Consider the following 16,666-nt stretch of genomic DNA (forward strand, 5'->3'; position numbering starts at 1 on the left):
TGACCATAAATGGAGTGGGTTCGTACATATTGTTCCTTTATCAGCGAAACTGATAAATGTTATAAAATGATTGAAATTGACCCCTAACACCCGGTGTGTTAGGTTCTAGAGAGTAGAAATAAATTTGATCATTTTAGTAGGAATTAAAATTGAAGCAATGCGCGAGGTGGCAAATGGTGGAACTTCAAGTGACAAACAGCCCTTTTAATCAGGAACAGGTTGAGCTGCTCAACCGTCTTATTCCTACATTGAACGATGCACAAAAGACTTGGCTTAGCGGATATTTAACAGCTATTCAGGGGATCGCAGCAGTAGCGGCCGGAACAGGTGCAGCATCAAATGTACAAGCGGAAGCGGTATCGGCTGTCAGTGTACCCCCGGCTTCCCGGGAAGTAACGGTACTCTACGGATCCCAAACAGGGAATTCCAGCGGATTATCCAAGAAGCTGGCTAAGAAATTGGAAGAGCAAGGTCTTCAGGTGACGTTATCATCAATGGGAGATTTCAAACCGAACGGACTGAAAAAAATTGAGAATCTGCTCATTGTTGTCAGTACTCACGGTGAAGGCGAACCGCCGGATAATGCGATTCCGCTTCATGAGTTCCTGAACAGCAAACGTGCTCCGAAGCTTGATGGATTAAAGTATTCCGTGCTGGCGCTGGGAGATACGTCGTATGAGTTCTTCTGCCAAACTGGCAAGGATTTCGACCAGCGTCTGCAGGAGCTTGGAGGTACGCCAATTGTTCCTCGTGTAGACTGTGATGTTGATTTTGACGAAGCGGCAGCGGAATGGATGAATGACGTTCTTGCCTCCCTTAGCAGTACGCCAGCAACTGCGGGTACCGTATCCAGCGAAGCTGTCGTCGCTGCGGTGAGTGGCGGGGAATCCGAGTACAATCGGACCAATCCATTCAAGGCAGAAGTGCTGGAGAATCTTAATCTGAACGGCAGGGGATCAGACCGGGAGACTCGTCATATCGAATTGTCTCTGGAAGGTTCCAATCTGGACTACGAGCCGGGAGACAGCCTGGGTGTATTCCCGGAAAATCATCCTCGTCTGGTAGATGAGCTGATTGCAGCCATGGGATGGAATGCCGATGAACGTGTAACGGTGAACAAATCAGGAGAGCAGGTATCGGTATATGAAGCGTTGCTGCGCTATTTCGAAATTACTGCTGTGACCAAACCTGTAGTCCAGGAGCTTGCAAAACTAAGTCCTGACAGTGGACTTGCCGATTTGCTCGCAAATGACGCCGAGTTCCGCAATGTTATGAACAGCTGCGATCTGCTGGATCTGGTGCAGGATTATCATCTGAAGGGCATACCGGCGGGAGAGTTTGTTGCCGTTCTTCGTAAAATCCCTGCACGTTTATATTCCATCGCCAGCAGTTCGAAGTCATTCCCGGATGAAGTACATCTTACGGTGCGTACGGTGCGTTACGAAGCGCGCGGAAGAGAGCGTTATGGCGTTTGTTCAGTTCATCTGGCAGAGCAGATTGAGGCAGGAGACAGCCTGCCCGTATACATCCAGCATAACCCGAACTTCAAATTGCCGGAGAACCCGGATGCCCCAATCATCATGATTGGGCCTGGAACGGGAGTAGCCCCATTTAGATCGTTCCTGGGTGAGCGTGAAGAAACGGGAGCACAGGGCAAAACGTGGTTGTTTTACGGGGATCAACATTTCCTCACGGATTTCCTATATCAAACGGAATGGCAGCGCTGGCTCAAAGACGGCGTGCTCACCAAGATGGATGTGGCCTTCTCTCGGGATACGGAGCATAAGGTATATGTTCAGCATCGGATGCTGGAGAATAGCAAAGAGCTGTATCAATGGCTTCAGGAAGGCGCAGTCATCTATGTGTGCGGTGATGAGAAGAAAATGGCGCATGATGTTCATGGCGCACTTGCTACCATTCTTGAACAAGAGGGCGGTTTGACTTCTGAGCAGGCCTCGGAGTATCTGACTAGGTTGCAACAGGAAAAACGTTATCAGCGGGACGTGTATTAATTCGGAAATACCGGATGAAGGCACCCGCAGAGACGAGAGGAGAAAGCAGCATGGCTTATAATAACTTACTGAATCCGCAGCGCGCCAATAGTGATGTGGAAGATATAAAGATCAAAAGTGATTACTTGCGCGGCAGTCTCACCGAAACACTGGCGGACCGTATTAGTGGTTCGATTCCGGAGGATGACAACCGGCTGATGAAGCATCACGGAAGCTATATGCAGGATGACCGTGATCTGCGCAACGAACGAAACAAGTCGAAGCTTGAGCCTGCTTACCAGTTCATGCTGCGTGTACGAGCTTCGGGCGGAATTGTAACTCCTGAGCAATGGCTCATGATGGACCGAGTCGCCCATAAATATGCGAACGGAACCATTCGCTTGACTACACGTCAGTCTTTCCAGCTTCATGGTGTATTGAAATGGGATCTCAAAAATACGATTCGTGAAGTGAACGACTCCCTGCTGAGCACACTTGCGGCATGTGGAGACGTGAACAGGAACGTGATGTGTAATCCGAACCCGAATCAGTCCGATGTGCATGCAGAAGTATATGAGTGGGCTTGCCAAGTGAGCAACCACCTGGATCCGCGTACTCGGGCATACCATGAGTTGTGGCTGGACGGGGAGAAAGTGATCGATACCGGAGCGAGTGACGAGGAAGTGGAACCAATCTACGGCAAAGTATATTTGCCGCGGAAGTTCAAGATCGGGATTGCTGTTCCTCCATCGAATGATGTCGATGTATTTTCACAGGATCTTGGGTTTATCGCCATCGTAGAGAACGGCAAACTGCAGGGATTCAACGTGTCGGTAGGCGGCGGAATGGGGATGTCGCATGGTGATCCGAAGACATATCCACAAGTGTCCAAAGTCATCGGCTTCTGCACACCGGAGCAAATGATTGATGTTGCGGAGAAAACGGTCACGATTCAGCGGGACTATGGAGATCGTGCAGTACGGAAGCATGCACGATTCAAATATACCATCGATGACCGCGGGCTCGGCTGGTTCGTGGAGGAATTGACGAACCGCCTGGGCTGGAGCTTGGAAGCAGCACGCGCTTACCATTTTGATCATAACGGAGATCGGTACGGCTGGGTCAAAGGCAGCAATGGCAGATGGCATTATACGTTGTTCATCCAAAATGGACGGATAAAAGATATCGACGGCTACCCGCTTATGACCGGATTGCGTGAAATTGCCAAGATTCATAGCGGAGATTTCCGGCTGACAGCCAACCAAAACCTGATTATCGGGGACATTAGCAGTCAGAAGAAGAAAAAAATTGAAGCGTTGATTCAGCAGTATAATCTTACGGATGGGGCTCATTATTCTGCACTGCGCCGAAACTCCATGGCGTGTGTGGCACTTCCTACATGTGGTCTTGCCATGGCGGAGTCCGAACGGTATCTGCCGTCCCTGATCGACAAGCTGGAACCCGTTCTGGATGAAGCAGGGCTGAGAGACGAAGAGATTGTCATTCGTATGACTGGATGCCCGAATGGGTGTGCGCGCCCAATGCTCGCCGAGGTTTCATTTATCGGGAAGGCTCCCGGCAAATACAATATGTATCTGGGTGGCAGCTTTACTGGTCATCGCCTGAACAAGCTCTATAAAGAAAACATTGGTGAAGCAGAGATCCTGAATACGTTGACTCCGATGGTGCATCAGTATGCGAGAGAACGTCATGAAGGGGAACATTTCGGTGATTTTGTTATTCGTGCCGGTTATGTGCCTGAAGTGCTGGATGGACAGCAGTTTCATGCCTGATTGAATCGGATTGTTAGAAGAGCATTCCTGCGGGAATGCTCTTTGTGCTAGATTTATTGATTGATCTGGTATTCGGCGAAGCTCCTCATACATTAGGAAATCAAAGTATATTTAGGAGGGAGCCGAAAGGTTAATGAAATGTCAAATGACGTTTCAGGCTGCATCTGACGACCGTTTGCTATGAAACATTACCATTATTTCGTCATACTGAACTTGTTGAAGCAGTCTCAACAAGATATAATAACTAGGTAGAATGCAGATTACATGTTGAAAGTGAGCGGAAACGATATGGGTCGTAAGTGGAATAATATTAAGGAAAAAAAAGCTTCAAAAGATGCAAATACAAGCCGGGTTTATGCTAAGTTCGGCGTTGAGATTTATGTAGCTGCCAAGAAGGGTGAACCAGACCCGGAGGCAAACCGTGCGCTGAAAGTCGTGCTGGAACGTGCGAAAACGTATAATGTACCAAAAGCGATTATCGATCGCGCGATGGAAAAGGCTAAAGGCAGCGGGGATGAGAACTATGAAGAGCTGCGTTATGAAGGCTTCGGACCGAATGGTGCGATGGTCATCGTGGATGCACTCACCAACAATGTGAACCGGACAGCGCCTGAAGTTCGTTCCGCGTTTAACAAAAACGGCGGAAACATGGGCGTCAGCGGTTCGGTTGCTTACATGTTCGATCCAACTGCGGTCATCGGTGTAGAAGGCAAAAACTCCGAAGAAGTGCTGGAAATCCTGCTTGAAGCAGACGTGGATGTGCGGGATATCGTGGATGAGGATGAATCCGTGATCGTATATGCGGAGCCAGACCAATTCCATGCCGTTCAGGAAGCTTTCAAAGCTGCTGGTGTTACTGAGTTCACCGTAGCCGAGCTGACGATGCTGGCGCAAAACCATATCGAACTTCCCGAGGATGCACAGGCTCAATTCGAAAAATTGATTGATGCTCTGGAAGACCTGGAAGATGTTCAGCAAGTGTACCACAACGTAGAGTTTGTATAAGATATCATGCATATGCTTGTGTCTATAAGAAAAAGAGTGTCCAATCCATCTTGCTGATGGTCGGACACTCTTTTTTGCATGTGTAATTAAGAATTGGACCGCAGAGCACGACGAGGTTTCTCTGCTGTATTGCTTTTACTGCCGCCAAATTTGAACAATACAATTCCCCCCACGATGACAAGCACACCGAGCAGCTGATTCCAGGAGAAGGGGATCTTCTCCAGCCCAAGCCAACCCATCGAATCAAACAACAGGGCAAAACTCAGCTGGGAGGTCAGGACAATGGATATGGCAAAGGTAGGCCCGAGCAGCTTCATTCCCTGAACGAGACAGAATACGACGCCTACCCCGATAGCACCGCTTACCCAGTACCATGGCTGCATATGCTGGAAGCTGAACGTGTTTTTGCCTTCCACCAGCAGCGAAATCAGGAAAGAGGCAAGGAATCCGGTGAAAAGAACCATCGTCGTCGTGGACCATGACCCAGTCTTTTCATTGACTTTACTATTAAAAACGGTTTGCAGACTGACGAGTGCACCTGCAAGTAATGCGAGCAAAATACCCGTAACAATCATTAGCTGTAATCTCCTTATTCATAGATGTTGTGACCTGCAATTTGACGCAAACCGGCTCGATCCTTGACCTGAATAAAACCTTGGTTGCGTTCAATGAACCCGTCCGTACATAGCTTTTGGATGACCCGATTTAGATGCCGGTAGCTTGTGCCGATCAGATTGGCAATGTCCGTCAGATTGAACGAATCCAGTCCCTCATGTACGACGGCACCTGCCTCCTCGGTGGAGATGGACAGCAGGTAACTGGCTAACCGCACCTCAACTGGGTACATCAGGTTGAAACTTGAGAAGTTTGAATCGATGTAGAACTTATGAGAAATGATCTTTAGCAAAAATTTAAGCAAAGGGGCATAGTCGCTGGCATGTTCGGCCAGGTGTCGGTAGTGGATACGCAGCATGACGACAGGTGTGACAGCCTGCACGGTATTAATGATATGACTTTCCCGGACATACTCCACGTCCCCAACAACTTCAAGTGGGGTTTTGAAGCAGAGCACGAGTGTTTTATCCTGGGCAGACGTCGTAAAAATCTTGATTTTGCCTTCTACCAGTACATATAAGTATTCGGATGCTTCACCTTGGCGGCAGATCAATTCACATTTTTCAAAATGACATACGGTCATCAATGGACGCAGGGGTTCGGGAAATACGGTTTCGAGCTGGTACTGCTTCAAGTAGTATAACAATTGATTTTCATCATGGATTTCTTCCATAAAGTACTTCGCCCCCGACCTGTTCTTTTGAAAACTAAAAAGAAACTACAGTTTCATAATATTAACACCCGTAATCATGAGTGCTATGCCTAGAAATTGCGGCAGCTTCATCTTCTGCTTCACGACACCAAACCACCCGTTGACGTCGACCAGAAAAGTCAGGAACAGCTGTGCAATCAGCAGGGCAGAGATCGTGAAGGTTACCCCAATTTGTTGAATGGCAGACACTTCACTAAAAATAATAACCGCACCGAAAGCTCCTCCGGCGAGATATAGCGGTTTGACTTGTTTTAATCCCTGAAGATTGACATCACGGACAAACATCAGAATGATGGCTGCCAAGATAAAGCCGGTAAACTGTGTAATGGTGGCGGCTTGCCATGTACCCATGTCCGTACTAATCCGGGTGTTGGCCACACCTTGCAGCGTAATGCAGGCACCGCCGAGTAATGCAAAAATAATTCCTTTCATGCTGTACGCTCCTTATCACTGTGTTACTTCGACTTCTATTAAATGATAGAAGTGCCCCGATCGCCAAGGACAAATGTCCTGAACTCTAAAACCATAGCCATCAGCGTACAACATTGGAGCATAAAAATCCACACGTGAGCGAAGTGGAGGTCGTACAATCTAAACTTAATCAGTCAGACAGCAACTAAGGATGTTTTGGAGGAAAAAAAAGAAGCCCTCTTCGCAGAGGGCGGCGATCAAGTCAAAATCAATTAAAGCACGTTATATACAGGCTGTTCTCCAACAAAGGTCACAGGTAATTCAGGATAGGCTTGATCCAGCTTCATTGCTAGGAGTTTCATCCCGGAAGACTCACTTTCGGCATGACCGATCATAATAAGAGCCTGCTGCCTGCCTTGCTGTACAGCATCACGTATGTATTCCGGTGTTTCCCATTCGAAGCCTTCGCCTGCAATAATCAGGTTCAATCGTTCGTTATGCAGTAGGGGGATCGTTAGATTCCCATTACCGCGAAAACCAACCAATACGGCTGCACGCTGGCAAGTCATCTCCAAGTTACCGGCAACGCGCACATATTCAATCTGAAGTGTATGTTTGATATGTTCTGCAATTTGCTGAACCGTCATACCTGGATCAAAGGAAAGAATATCTGCTTCCGGCTTCCTTTGCTCAAGGAAGGATGTCCATCCCAATGCTTGAACTAAACCTTCGGTGATGCCGTCGGGTTGAACTTGGTGAATGGAATCATGACAGCGATAAATGGCAATTCCGGCTTCATCAATGAGGTTCCGCTTGGTCTTGTAGACAGGATCTTCGGTTAGCCAATCCGTATGACTATGGTGGTTATAGAAGGGGGGCTCATGGGCGATGATCAGATTGGCTCCCTGTTGAACCGCACGTTCAATGACCTGGTGAGTGGGCATGAATGCAACAACAACACCAGTGACGAGTTGATCCATCGATCCGCTAATTAACTGATCCACGGTGCTATCCTGCAATTCAACATGAGCAGTCAAATGATCGATAATTTCTTGAACACGTACCTCCATAAATACGATACCTCCAATGACAGAATATATCCTCAGTGTATCATTTTGATGAAACGCCAGCATTAATCAGTGTAGACTTGCTATTAAATAATGGGTGGTGTATTTCATTGCTAGATTGACAATGTTAATAACGGAAATAAATTAATGGTGGCTCCCGGCAAACATGATGGTAGGGAGCATTTTACCTCGCATTACAACGAGAATGGACTACACATATGAGGGAGAACGTATTTTAACAACTGTATAAAACGTTTCAAAGGTAACGGTACGGGGTACAAGTAGTTTTCTTCTGCGAGAAAAAGTATACTTACATAGAATCTTTATCTGGATTAGTGGGCACCTATTGTAACCTGCACTGAACATCATGTTGTTTTTGTTTGTTTTAATTTTTGATAAAGGAAGTAGAGAAAGGTGATGATTACATGACAGCCAGTACCATTATGGAACGTCTGAAGAGTGAGACAGCTCATTATCACAGACAAGTGGAACAGAACGACTATGCGAAGGCTATTATGAATCAAACCGTGAGCTTAGAAGAGTATAAGGAATATTTAGCGAAATTTTATGGCTTCTTAAAACCATTGGAAGAACATGCACTAGAGCAGCCGTTTTGGAAGAGCACCGGACTGGACTACGAGATTCGGGGGAAAGCTGCATTACTTGAAAACGACCTGCGTAATTTAGGTTCCAGTGATGACGAGATCAAGCAGCTGCCAAGATGTGAGGAACTGCCGGATATATCTTCACCTGCACGATTGTTCGGGTATCTGTACGTCATTGAAGGTTCCACCAACGGAGGTCAGATCATAACCAAACGTCTATCTCAGTTTTTGCCGATTGATGCGGGTCGCGGACTTGAATACTTCAACGCTTATGGTTCCGAGACCAGAACAAGATGGGCTGAATTCATGGAGCAGCTGGTCCAATTCGCTCACAGTGAGGAAGAACAAAATGAAATGGTTCATACAGCTTCGGAAACTTTCCGGCTGCTTGACCAATGGATTAATACCAAATGAGATATATAAATAAGTAATAAGCAAATCTATGTAATGAAAGAATCCTTTTAATTTATATATGGGGGATATCATGAGAGGGGTATTTTCAGGCCATGGCCGAATCGAAGTCCAGGAAAGATAATAATCTACTTAACCGTACGCTGCTTCATCAAGGTACGTACACCAATGATCCTATAGATCTTAACAATTGTGATAAAGAACCGATTCATATTCCCGGCTTCATTCAGCCTCATGGTGTACTACTGGCTGTTAATACCCAGAATGTCCCTACCATTGTACAATGCAGTCAGAATACAGAAGAGCTTCTCGGCCTTGAAGCCGATAAAGTGCTCGGTCTGCCTCTCGAAAATCTGATTGGCAGAGAGAGTCTTCACCAGATCCTTGCACGCAGCTTCAGTGCTTCTGTAACCTCAGATCTGCAATATATGGATCTCACCATCAACATCGCTGGACATGATCAGGTGTTCACGTCGGTGATCCATGAGAGCGAAGGTTTGCTCATACTGGAGATGGAGCCTTCCAATGAGAGCAGAACGATGGAAGGTAATGATTTTGAGTGGATCTCACGCTTTTTTGGACGGATCAAGAGCACGGACAGCCGAATTGAGGCCAGTCAGATTGCAGCGGAGCAAGTGAAGGAAATGCTCGGTTATGACCGGGTCATGATTTACGAATTTGACGAGCAATGGAATGGTAAGGTCATTGCCGAAGCGCGTGAGGAACAGCTAGAACCGTTTCTCGGACATCATTATCCGGCTTCGGATATTCCTAAACAGGCGCGTGAATTATATTTGCGGAACTGGCTGCGTACCATCGTTAATGTCAACTACAAACCTGTAGAGATCATCCCTACACTGCAGCCTTTGACGGGTAAATCACTCAATCTGAGTCTTTCGGTCCTGCGCAGTGTATCGCCACTGCATATTGAATATTTACAGAACATGGGTGTTGGGGCGACAGTAACGATTTCTCTGATTCATGACAATCAGCTGTGGGGATTGATTACATGCCATCATTACTCGGCCAGATATGTACCTCATCGTGTACGAAACTTATGCAACTTCCTGGGTGCGTTTTTCTCCAGTGAATTGTTCCAGCGTCAACAGCTGGATGAATATCAGGCAGAGATCAGGTCGCGGGAAGCTGCTTCTCGGATTTCGAGCATTTTTATCGGGAATACCAGCCTTGCCCGAATTCTGGAAGAGCTTCAGAGTGAAGAGCAAACGTTACTTGGTCTCATGAGTGCCTCCGGGGCTGCCATTTGCTATCAGGACAAATTAATGTTGTATGGCGATACACCGACACGAGAACAAGTGCGTGAGCTTGCCGCTTGGCTTGCGGGTAAATCAGATGACTATAGTTACCATACATCCAAGCTGAGTTTGGAGTACAGTCCTGCGCTAGCTTACAAGGAGAAAGTGTCAGGTGTAATCTATGTTGCAATTTCACCCGGGCAGCATCATTATATGATCTGGTTTCGGCCTGAGGTGATTCAGCTTGTGGATTGGGCGGGGGATCCGGCCAAAGCAGTTATAAAGAACGATGACGGTGTGCGTCTTTCTCCGCGAAAATCATTTGAGAAATGGCGAGAGGTTGTACAATCCACCTCCTATCCATGGACAACAAAAGAGCTGAATGTGCTGCCTTTGCTCAAAAGCATTGTGCGCCGTCAAACGGAAAATCAACTGGTTCAGGCCGAAGAACAGGCACTGCAAAATGCACGTGTTTTGCGGCAAAATGAACAACGCTATTTGCAGCTGATGGAGTTCTCACCTGTAGCCTTCTTTACGTTGACGGATGGCAAAATTATATACTGCAATAACAGGGCGGTAGAACTGCTGGGGTATGAAAACTCCAAGCTTCTAAACGGCATGGACTTCAGCCAATTCGTACCTGATAATGCAAGAGCCGTCTTGCAGCAGCATCTGGAAGAGTTGAAACTGGATGATACACGTTTGTACACAAATCAGTCCTATTTCACAACAGCTGCAGGAGCTTCCCTGCTCCTGGAAGTTACACTTGCTTCGGTTATGCACGCAGGCAAACCTTCGGTTATGGTCGTTCTGAACAGTGGAGTATCCAACCACGAGCAGGAACGTTATACGGAGACAACCAATCAGCTGCAAAACTATCTTAATACAGACCCGTTAACGGAGATGCCAATTCAATCCATATTTAAATCTCAGCTTCAGGAAGATTGGGATGCGTGTTTGCAGGAAAAATGCAGTCTGGGACTGCTGATTATTGATATCGACGATTTCCGATCCTACAATGCTACCTACGGTCTCCAGGGCGGAGATCTCTGCCTGCAATGGATAGGCGAAGTGCTGGCTGTCGTTAGTGAGCAGAATGAAGCGCTGATCTCCCGCCTGCGCGGAGGAACGTTCATACTGAAACTCAAGGGCACAACGTCAGAACAGGCTGACCAGCTTGCAGAAGAGATCAGGCAACATGTACTTGCTCTTCAAATTCAGCGGGACCCGTCCAGCCCGGATGAAGTCGTTACCGTCAGTGTGGGCGGTGCTGTCATGGTGCCAGAAGAGAGTCTGGCCGTGTCTGATTTAATTGAAAAGGGAACGCAGGCATTGCTTCAATCGAAGAATGAAGGGAAAAATCGGATCACTATGGTCTGATATCCTTCACGGATCACAAATTCATTTTAGCAAGGCTGTTGATCAATTATAGGGTGGCGTTTGAACTGGAGATCAGTTTGAACGCCATTCTTTCTTTTTTTGAAAAATGCATTCTCATCGCCATTGTCACAGGACAAGTGCTATAATGATGCATATGGATACACTTGTTCGTATTATGAATGATGGAGGATGGTGAAACAGTTTCAATGAAAGACCATTCAAGACAGTTGGAATTTATGGAGATCGATCTGACCGAAGAGCCAGAAGCCTCGGCTATTCCGGTGCCTGAACGTTCAACCATTCCCCACAGGCAATTTCATTCAAGCCAGACTGGCGGCAGCATATTGTCTTCGGAGAAGCGATTCGTGGAAGAGGCGTGGCAGCTTGAAGAAGCCGAGGGAGAACCTGCTCCGTTTGTTCCTTTTATGAGCTACTGGCCGACTTATGGTGTCATGAACGAGTCCCAGCGAGAGTGGTACTTGTACTGGAGGTCGGAAGTGAGGCAAAGACGTTTCCCGGATACAGATCTGTCCTACGTATTCGTTCATACGTATGAATTGATTAACGGCGTAGGGTGGAGAGATCCTCAAGCGGGTTTCGATCAACTGAAACAGTTATGGATACATTACCGTGTACGGAATCCGCAGCTGGACATGTATATGCAGGAATGGCTCGTGGATTACATGCTGGTTCATCAACTGGACATGCCGTTGTCCGAGATTCTCGACATTTCAAGCGGATATCTTCCCGCTGAGATACAGGATATGGAGATGCAGCGGATTTTGCAGAATCGAATCTCCGATGTTTCGTTGAATCTGCTGCTTCGATATTATGACTATGACATCACGCTCAGCAAATTTTATAGGGATGGCGGCCAGGAAGTGCTGGAAGAGTTTATCCCCAAGGTTATGGTGCTCGTAGATTCCTATCTTCTACGAACACGTCAGGAAGGGATCGCGAACCAGTTTATACAGGGTAAGCCGAGAACAACGGAGCGGGTGCTCTTTCGCAAAGCGGTATATGACGATACCCTTTATGGGAAAACGGTTCCCTTATCCTATGTTCCGGTTGGAGAGAATTCGGATTTTGTTCAGTTGGTTACACGCATCTTTCGCTGTACCGAAAACAAATGCCGGGAACTGCTCGGATTCAGAGGCCGATTGCGTGGAAAGACTCTGGAACCTGAACTCGCAGGCTTGATCGAACGTTATTTGGACAAGGTATATGCTGCTAAACAAGCAGAAGCCGCCGAGAAACCAATGATTCGAATTGATCCGGAGAAACTGACGTCATTACATCAGGAGAGCGAATATGTCCGCCAGGCTTTAACGATTGAGGAAGATGTGGACAGGGGACATGAACCGGCTCCCTTCGAACATCAGGCTGCGGTTGAGGGAGAAGCGAACGACACCGTGAAATACATGACCGAACATAATAAGGATCACTCTCTCGAACCAGAGGCTGATGAGGGGTTAGCTGAACGTTCCGAAGCCGTCGTACCGAACGATAAGCCAGTCCGTTTGCAGTGGGAGGAAGCGATTGCCGGGGATTTGGATGAAGAATGGCTCCACTTGGCGGACCAGCTTGCTCCTCAGCATGTGCTGGCCATTCATGCTCTGCTCGGCGAGGACCCAGATACTGAACTGAACCTTGTGGCCGAACAATATGGAACAATGCCTGCACTTCTGCTTGATGAAATTAACGATCTGGCCATGGAAACGATGGGTGACCTACTGATCGACAGTGACCGGATTGTTTCTGAATATATGAATGTATTTGAACATGTGAAGAGGTGAGAGGACAATGACAGATTTAAAAATACCGAAACGGCTGACCACCGCGCTGGTGAATTCATTGACAGCGGGTGTTGTACCGCGAATTGGATTGGAGCAGATTGCCGTCGGCCGCAAGCCCGAAGTGGACGCGATATTGCGTGATCTGGATAACATTGCCGAAGGCGGAGCAGCATTTAAACTGATTACAGGAAGGTACGGCAGTGGGAAAAGCTTTCTTTTACAAATGATTCGGAACTATGCGATGGACCGGGAGTTCGTTGTAGCAGATGCAGACCTATCCCCAGAGCGAAGATTGGTAGGTACCAAAGGTCAAGGACTCGCAACGTATCGAGAACTGATGACCCGTCTGTCCACGCGCACACGTCCGGATGGTGGAGCACTTGAACCGATTCTGCAAAAGTGGATTGCTGCCCTGCAGCAGCAAACGATGCAGAACCAGGGCTTGCGACCTGATGATCCTGCCCTGCCGTTAGAGGTAGAGAAGCAGATATACGCGGTCACGAACGAAATGCAGAACCTGGTGCATGGCTTTGATTTTGCCAAAGTTCTTGCTTCGTACTGGAACGGATACAAGCTTGGAGATGATGATCGCAAACAGGCTGCGCTTCGCTGGCTAAGAGGGGAGTATGCCACCAAGACGGAAGCCAAAAAGGAACTTACTGTCGGCGTGATCATCGATGATGACAACTGGTATGATTATTTCAAATTATGGTCGGAGTTTACGGCACGTATAGGTTATAAAGGATTACTGCTCTTTATTGATGAAGCGGTGAATCTGTACAAGATCACAAATAGCATCTCTCGGCAAAGCAATTATGAGAAATTGCTGACCATGTTTAATGACACGATGCAGGGCAAGGCGGAGCACCTCGGCATCTTTGTTGGCGGTACGCCGCAATTTGTAGAGGATGAGAGACGCGGATTGTTTAGTTATGAGGCGCTTCGTTCCAGACTGATCGATGGTCGTTATGCAGCGAGAGAATATGCGAATTATACAGGGCCTATTCTAAAGCTTGCGATGTTATCTCATGAAGAGATTCTCATCCTGCTGCAGAAGCTGCGTCAGATTCATGCCCTTCATTTTGGTTACCGGGCCAGCTTGACGGATAAAGATCTGGTTGATTTCATGCAAACAGCGGTGAACCGTCTCGGGGCGGATGAGCTGTTAACAACCCGTGAAGTAGTACGAGATTTTATGGATGTACTGCATACGCTCCACCAGAATCCGGAAGTGACCTATGCCCAATTGCTTGGTGAGCGGGCAGCCGAGCCACAGGATGGCGGAAAAGGAAATGCATCATCTTCTGCTCCGGATGAGATGGACGATTTTCTGGCGGAATTTGAATTATGAGGGACAATCCTTTTTACAGACTGGCGCCTTTTGTCCAGGAATTTATATATAAAAAAAGATGGGATTCGCTTCGCCCTGCACAGATTGAGGCTTGTCATATCTGCTTCGATACCCCGCATCATATGCTGATCGCGGCAGGAACGGCATCAGGCAAGACGGAAGCAGCCTTTTTTCCAGCACTGACAGAGTTGTATGAACGTCCTTCCAAATCAGTGGGCATTCTGTACATCGGACCACTTAAGGCACTGATCAATGATCAATTCGAGCGCCTGAAGGATCTGCTATCTGAGGGCAACATACCGGTGTGGCACTGGCACGGGGATGTGCCTCAAGCGGAAAAAACACGATTGGTGCGAAATCCGTCCGGCGTGCTCCAGATTACACCGGAATCGCTCGAGGGCTTGCTCATGAACCGTCCCAATGCCATACCAGCGCTGTTTCATGATTTGCGGTACGTTATTATTGATGAGGTCCATGCATTTATGGGAGCAGATCGGGGAATTCAGGTATTAAGTGAACTGGCCCGGATTGAGCGGATGGCTGGCTGCAGACCCCGCAGAGTTGGATTATCTGCGACACTGAGTGATTATGAGGCAGCAACTTCATGGCTGGCAGCAGGAACGCAGGAAGGGGTAGATGTCGTGTCTTCTCCAGGCGGCCGCAAGCTGCGCTTGCGGGTGGAGCATTTCTCTTTTCCGGATGCCCGGGATGAGGAGCAGGCTGAACATCTGCACAACGCACGCAAGGCCTTTTACGATTTCATCTATGAGAGTACCCATCGTAAAAAGGCGCTAATCTTCACCAACAGCCGAACGGATGCCGAAGTAACCATCCTTGAAATGAGAAGAGTCGCTGCACGCCGGGAAGAAAGGGATGTATTTCATGTGCATCATGGGAGCATATCATCCATGCTTCGCGAAGAGACGGAGGCGGCCCTGCGGACCGGGGTAGGTCCGGCAGTAGCTGCGGCTACGGTAACATTGGAACTGGGGATTGACCTCGGTGAATTGGAACGGGTTGTGCAGCTCGGTGCCCCTTACAGTGCTTCGAGTTTTGTCCAGCGTCTGGGAAGGTCAGGAAGACGGGATGACATGGCTTCGGAAATGTTATTCGTTTGTCCGGAAGAAGAGGATGAAGAAGCGCAGCTTCCAGCTCGCATGCCATGGACGCTGCTGCGTGCGATTGCTGTCATAGAACTGTATGTGAAGACCAAATGGGTCGAACCGCTTGATGCTCGCAAAATGCCAATGGGTGTTCTCTACCATCAGACGATGAGCATGCTGAAAAGTATGGGGGAGGCAGAGCCTCGCGAACTCGCGTATGCCGTGCTGTCACTTGCGCCGTTCAGTCAGATCCGGCCCGATCAGTACCAGACATTCTTAAATTATCTGATTGAAACTGATCATCTGCAGTGGACCGAGGAACAGACATTAATCATTGGGCTCACTGGCGAGAAAACGGTCAATAATTATCGCTTTTACGCGGTTTTCAAAGATGATGAGGAACACAAGGTGCTGAATGGTTCAGAGGAAATCGGTTCGATAACGACAGTTCCACCGCCAGGCTATTGCTTTTCCCTTGCAGGAAAGCTGTGGAAAGTCGAAGAAGTGGATCATAAACACAAAGCCGTATATGTGAAGGCGGCCAAAGGCAAAGTGGACACCCTATGGCTTGGAGCAGGGGGTGACATTCATACGCTGGTCATTCAGAAAATGCGTGAGGTCCTGTCGGATTCAGTGATCTATCCTTATCTGTCTCCACAAGCAGTGAATCGCTTGGAGCGTGCACGCCGGTTGGCACGGGAAAGCGGATTGCTGAAGCAGGTGGTTATTCCGGCTGGTGGTGATTCCCTGTATGTTCTCCCTTGGGTGGGAAGCAAATCGTTTCGTACACTGGAACGACTGATGAAGCATAATCTGTCCGATCGATTTGCGCTGCGGTCTGTCGTGCCCATGGAGCCTTATTATTTTGTCGTCTCTGGTAAAGTGGATGCACGAACACTACTGGCAGAGATTATGAGCGAATGCCGAACCGTTGAGGATGCTTCAGGACTGCTGGCGGAAGACGAGGCCCCGTATCTAGGCAAATACGATGAATTTGTGGCCCCGGCACTGATCCGGGAAGCTTTTGCCGTGGATGGCTTGGATCTGCAAGGTTTACAGGAGGGTTTGGAACAAACGCTGGCTTGGGAATCTCCTGAATGAGATAAGGCCGTGAATGATATCGTTCGATACGCCTAGCTGTCCAATTTCATTTTCGATTGAATGATGGGG

12 protein-coding genes are annotated in these 16,666 nt (G+C 47.9%); 8 read left to right on the top strand and 4 right to left on the bottom strand.

Annotation, left to right across the window (positions count from 1 at the left end; genetic code table 11):
* Positions 1–176 precede the first annotated feature (176 nt).
* From MHB82_RS12785 to MHB82_RS12795, 3 genes are all read left to right on the top strand, one after another.
* On the top strand, positions 177–2,012 hold the full coding sequence (locus MHB82_RS12785; RefSeq protein WP_341174832.1) for an assimilatory sulfite reductase (NADPH) flavoprotein subunit: 1,836 nt from the start codon (positions 177–179) through the stop codon (positions 2,010–2,012).
* 50 nt (positions 2,013–2,062) lie between these two features.
* Complete coding sequence (gene cysI, locus MHB82_RS12790) at positions 2,063–3,784, top strand: assimilatory sulfite reductase (NADPH) hemoprotein subunit (RefSeq protein WP_341174833.1); 1,722 nt, start codon at positions 2,063–2,065, stop codon at positions 3,782–3,784.
* A gap of 288 nt (positions 3,785–4,072) precedes the next feature.
* Entirely contained in the window at positions 4,073–4,789 is a 717-nt protein-coding gene (locus MHB82_RS12795) for a YebC/PmpR family DNA-binding transcriptional regulator (RefSeq protein ID WP_095287765.1), read from the top strand.
* 86 nt (positions 4,790–4,875) lie between these two features.
* Here MHB82_RS12795 and MHB82_RS12800 read toward each other — a convergent pair whose 3' ends face one another.
* The 4 genes from MHB82_RS12800 to MHB82_RS12815 all read right to left on the bottom strand — a co-directional run bounded on the left by MHB82_RS12800 (position 4,876) and on the right by MHB82_RS12815 (position 7,597).
* The gene (locus MHB82_RS12800; protein WP_341176632.1) at positions 4,876–5,361 is read right to left on the bottom strand and encodes a DMT family transporter; all 486 of its coding nucleotides are present in this window, start codon (positions 5,359–5,361) and stop codon (positions 4,876–4,878) included.
* A 17-nt stretch (positions 5,362–5,378) separates the two neighbouring features.
* Positions 5,379–6,077, bottom strand: a complete 699-nt coding sequence (locus MHB82_RS12805; RefSeq protein ID WP_341174834.1) for a Crp/Fnr family transcriptional regulator — start codon at positions 6,075–6,077, stop codon at positions 5,379–5,381.
* 45 nt (positions 6,078–6,122) lie between these two features.
* On the bottom strand, positions 6,123–6,548 hold the full coding sequence (locus tag MHB82_RS12810) for a DMT family transporter (RefSeq protein ID WP_341174835.1): 426 nt from the start codon (positions 6,546–6,548) through the stop codon (positions 6,123–6,125).
* A gap of 251 nt (positions 6,549–6,799) precedes the next feature.
* Positions 6,800–7,597, bottom strand: a complete 798-nt coding sequence (locus tag MHB82_RS12815; RefSeq protein WP_341174836.1) for a Nif3-like dinuclear metal center hexameric protein — start codon at positions 7,595–7,597, stop codon at positions 6,800–6,802.
* A gap of 422 nt (positions 7,598–8,019) precedes the next feature.
* On the opposite strand from MHB82_RS12815, the gene MHB82_RS12820 reads away from it, so the two are divergent.
* The 5 genes from MHB82_RS12820 to MHB82_RS12840 all read left to right on the top strand — a co-directional run bounded on the left by MHB82_RS12820 (position 8,020) and on the right by MHB82_RS12840 (position 16,597).
* Positions 8,020–8,613 (top strand): biliverdin-producing heme oxygenase, encoded by a 594-nt coding sequence (locus MHB82_RS12820; RefSeq protein ID WP_095358372.1) that lies wholly within the window; start codon positions 8,020–8,022, stop codon positions 8,611–8,613.
* Positions 8,614–8,705: 92 nt separating this feature from the next.
* Positions 8,706–11,246: a diguanylate cyclase domain-containing protein gene (locus MHB82_RS12825; RefSeq protein ID WP_341174837.1), complete on the top strand. Its 2,541-nt coding sequence runs from the start codon at positions 8,706–8,708 to the stop codon at positions 11,244–11,246.
* A 206-nt stretch (positions 11,247–11,452) separates the two neighbouring features.
* A complete protein-coding gene (locus tag MHB82_RS12830) occupies positions 11,453–13,042 on the top strand; it encodes a TerB N-terminal domain-containing protein (protein WP_341174838.1) in 1,590 nt (529 codons plus the stop codon).
* Positions 13,043–13,049: 7 nt separating this feature from the next.
* Positions 13,050–14,393: an ATP-binding protein gene (locus tag MHB82_RS12835; RefSeq protein WP_341174839.1), complete on the top strand. Its 1,344-nt coding sequence runs from the start codon at positions 13,050–13,052 to the stop codon at positions 14,391–14,393.
* On the top strand, positions 14,390–16,597 hold the full coding sequence (locus tag MHB82_RS12840) for a DEAD/DEAH box helicase (RefSeq protein WP_341174840.1): 2,208 nt from the start codon (positions 14,390–14,392) through the stop codon (positions 16,595–16,597). The genes MHB82_RS12835 and MHB82_RS12840 overlap by 4 nt, the downstream gene beginning before the upstream one ends.
* Positions 16,598–16,666 lie beyond the last annotated feature (69 nt).

The sequence above is a fragment of the Paenibacillus sp. FSL K6-2862 genome (genome assembly GCF_038005125.1).
Taxonomy (GTDB): domain Bacteria; phylum Bacillota; class Bacilli; order Paenibacillales; family Paenibacillaceae; genus Paenibacillus; species Paenibacillus illinoisensis_A.

Excerpts from the sequence above, each read along its gene's own strand:
- cysI (WP_341174833.1), top strand. The coding sequence starts at position 2,063 with ATGGCTTATAATAACTTACTGAATCCGCAGCGCGCCAATAGTGATGTG.
- MHB82_RS12795 (WP_095287765.1), top strand. The coding sequence starts at position 4,073 with ATGGGTCGTAAGTGGAATAATATTAAGGAAAAAAAAGCTTCAAAAGAT.
- MHB82_RS12805 (WP_341174834.1), bottom strand. The coding sequence starts at position 6,077 with ATGGAAGAAATCCATGATGAAAATCAATTGTTATACTACTTGAAGCAG.
- MHB82_RS12810 (WP_341174835.1), bottom strand. The coding sequence starts at position 6,548 with ATGAAAGGAATTATTTTTGCATTACTCGGCGGTGCCTGCATTACGCTG.
- MHB82_RS12815 (WP_341174836.1), bottom strand. The coding sequence starts at position 7,597 with ATGGAGGTACGTGTTCAAGAAATTATCGATCATTTGACTGCTCATGTT.
- MHB82_RS12820 (WP_095358372.1), top strand. The coding sequence starts at position 8,020 with ATGACAGCCAGTACCATTATGGAACGTCTGAAGAGTGAGACAGCTCAT.
- MHB82_RS12825 (WP_341174837.1), top strand. The coding sequence starts at position 8,706 with ATGGCCGAATCGAAGTCCAGGAAAGATAATAATCTACTTAACCGTACG.
- MHB82_RS12830 (WP_341174838.1), top strand. The coding sequence starts at position 11,453 with ATGAAAGACCATTCAAGACAGTTGGAATTTATGGAGATCGATCTGACC.
- MHB82_RS12835 (WP_341174839.1), top strand. The coding sequence starts at position 13,050 with ATGACAGATTTAAAAATACCGAAACGGCTGACCACCGCGCTGGTGAAT.
- MHB82_RS12840 (WP_341174840.1), top strand. The coding sequence starts at position 14,390 with ATGAGGGACAATCCTTTTTACAGACTGGCGCCTTTTGTCCAGGAATTT.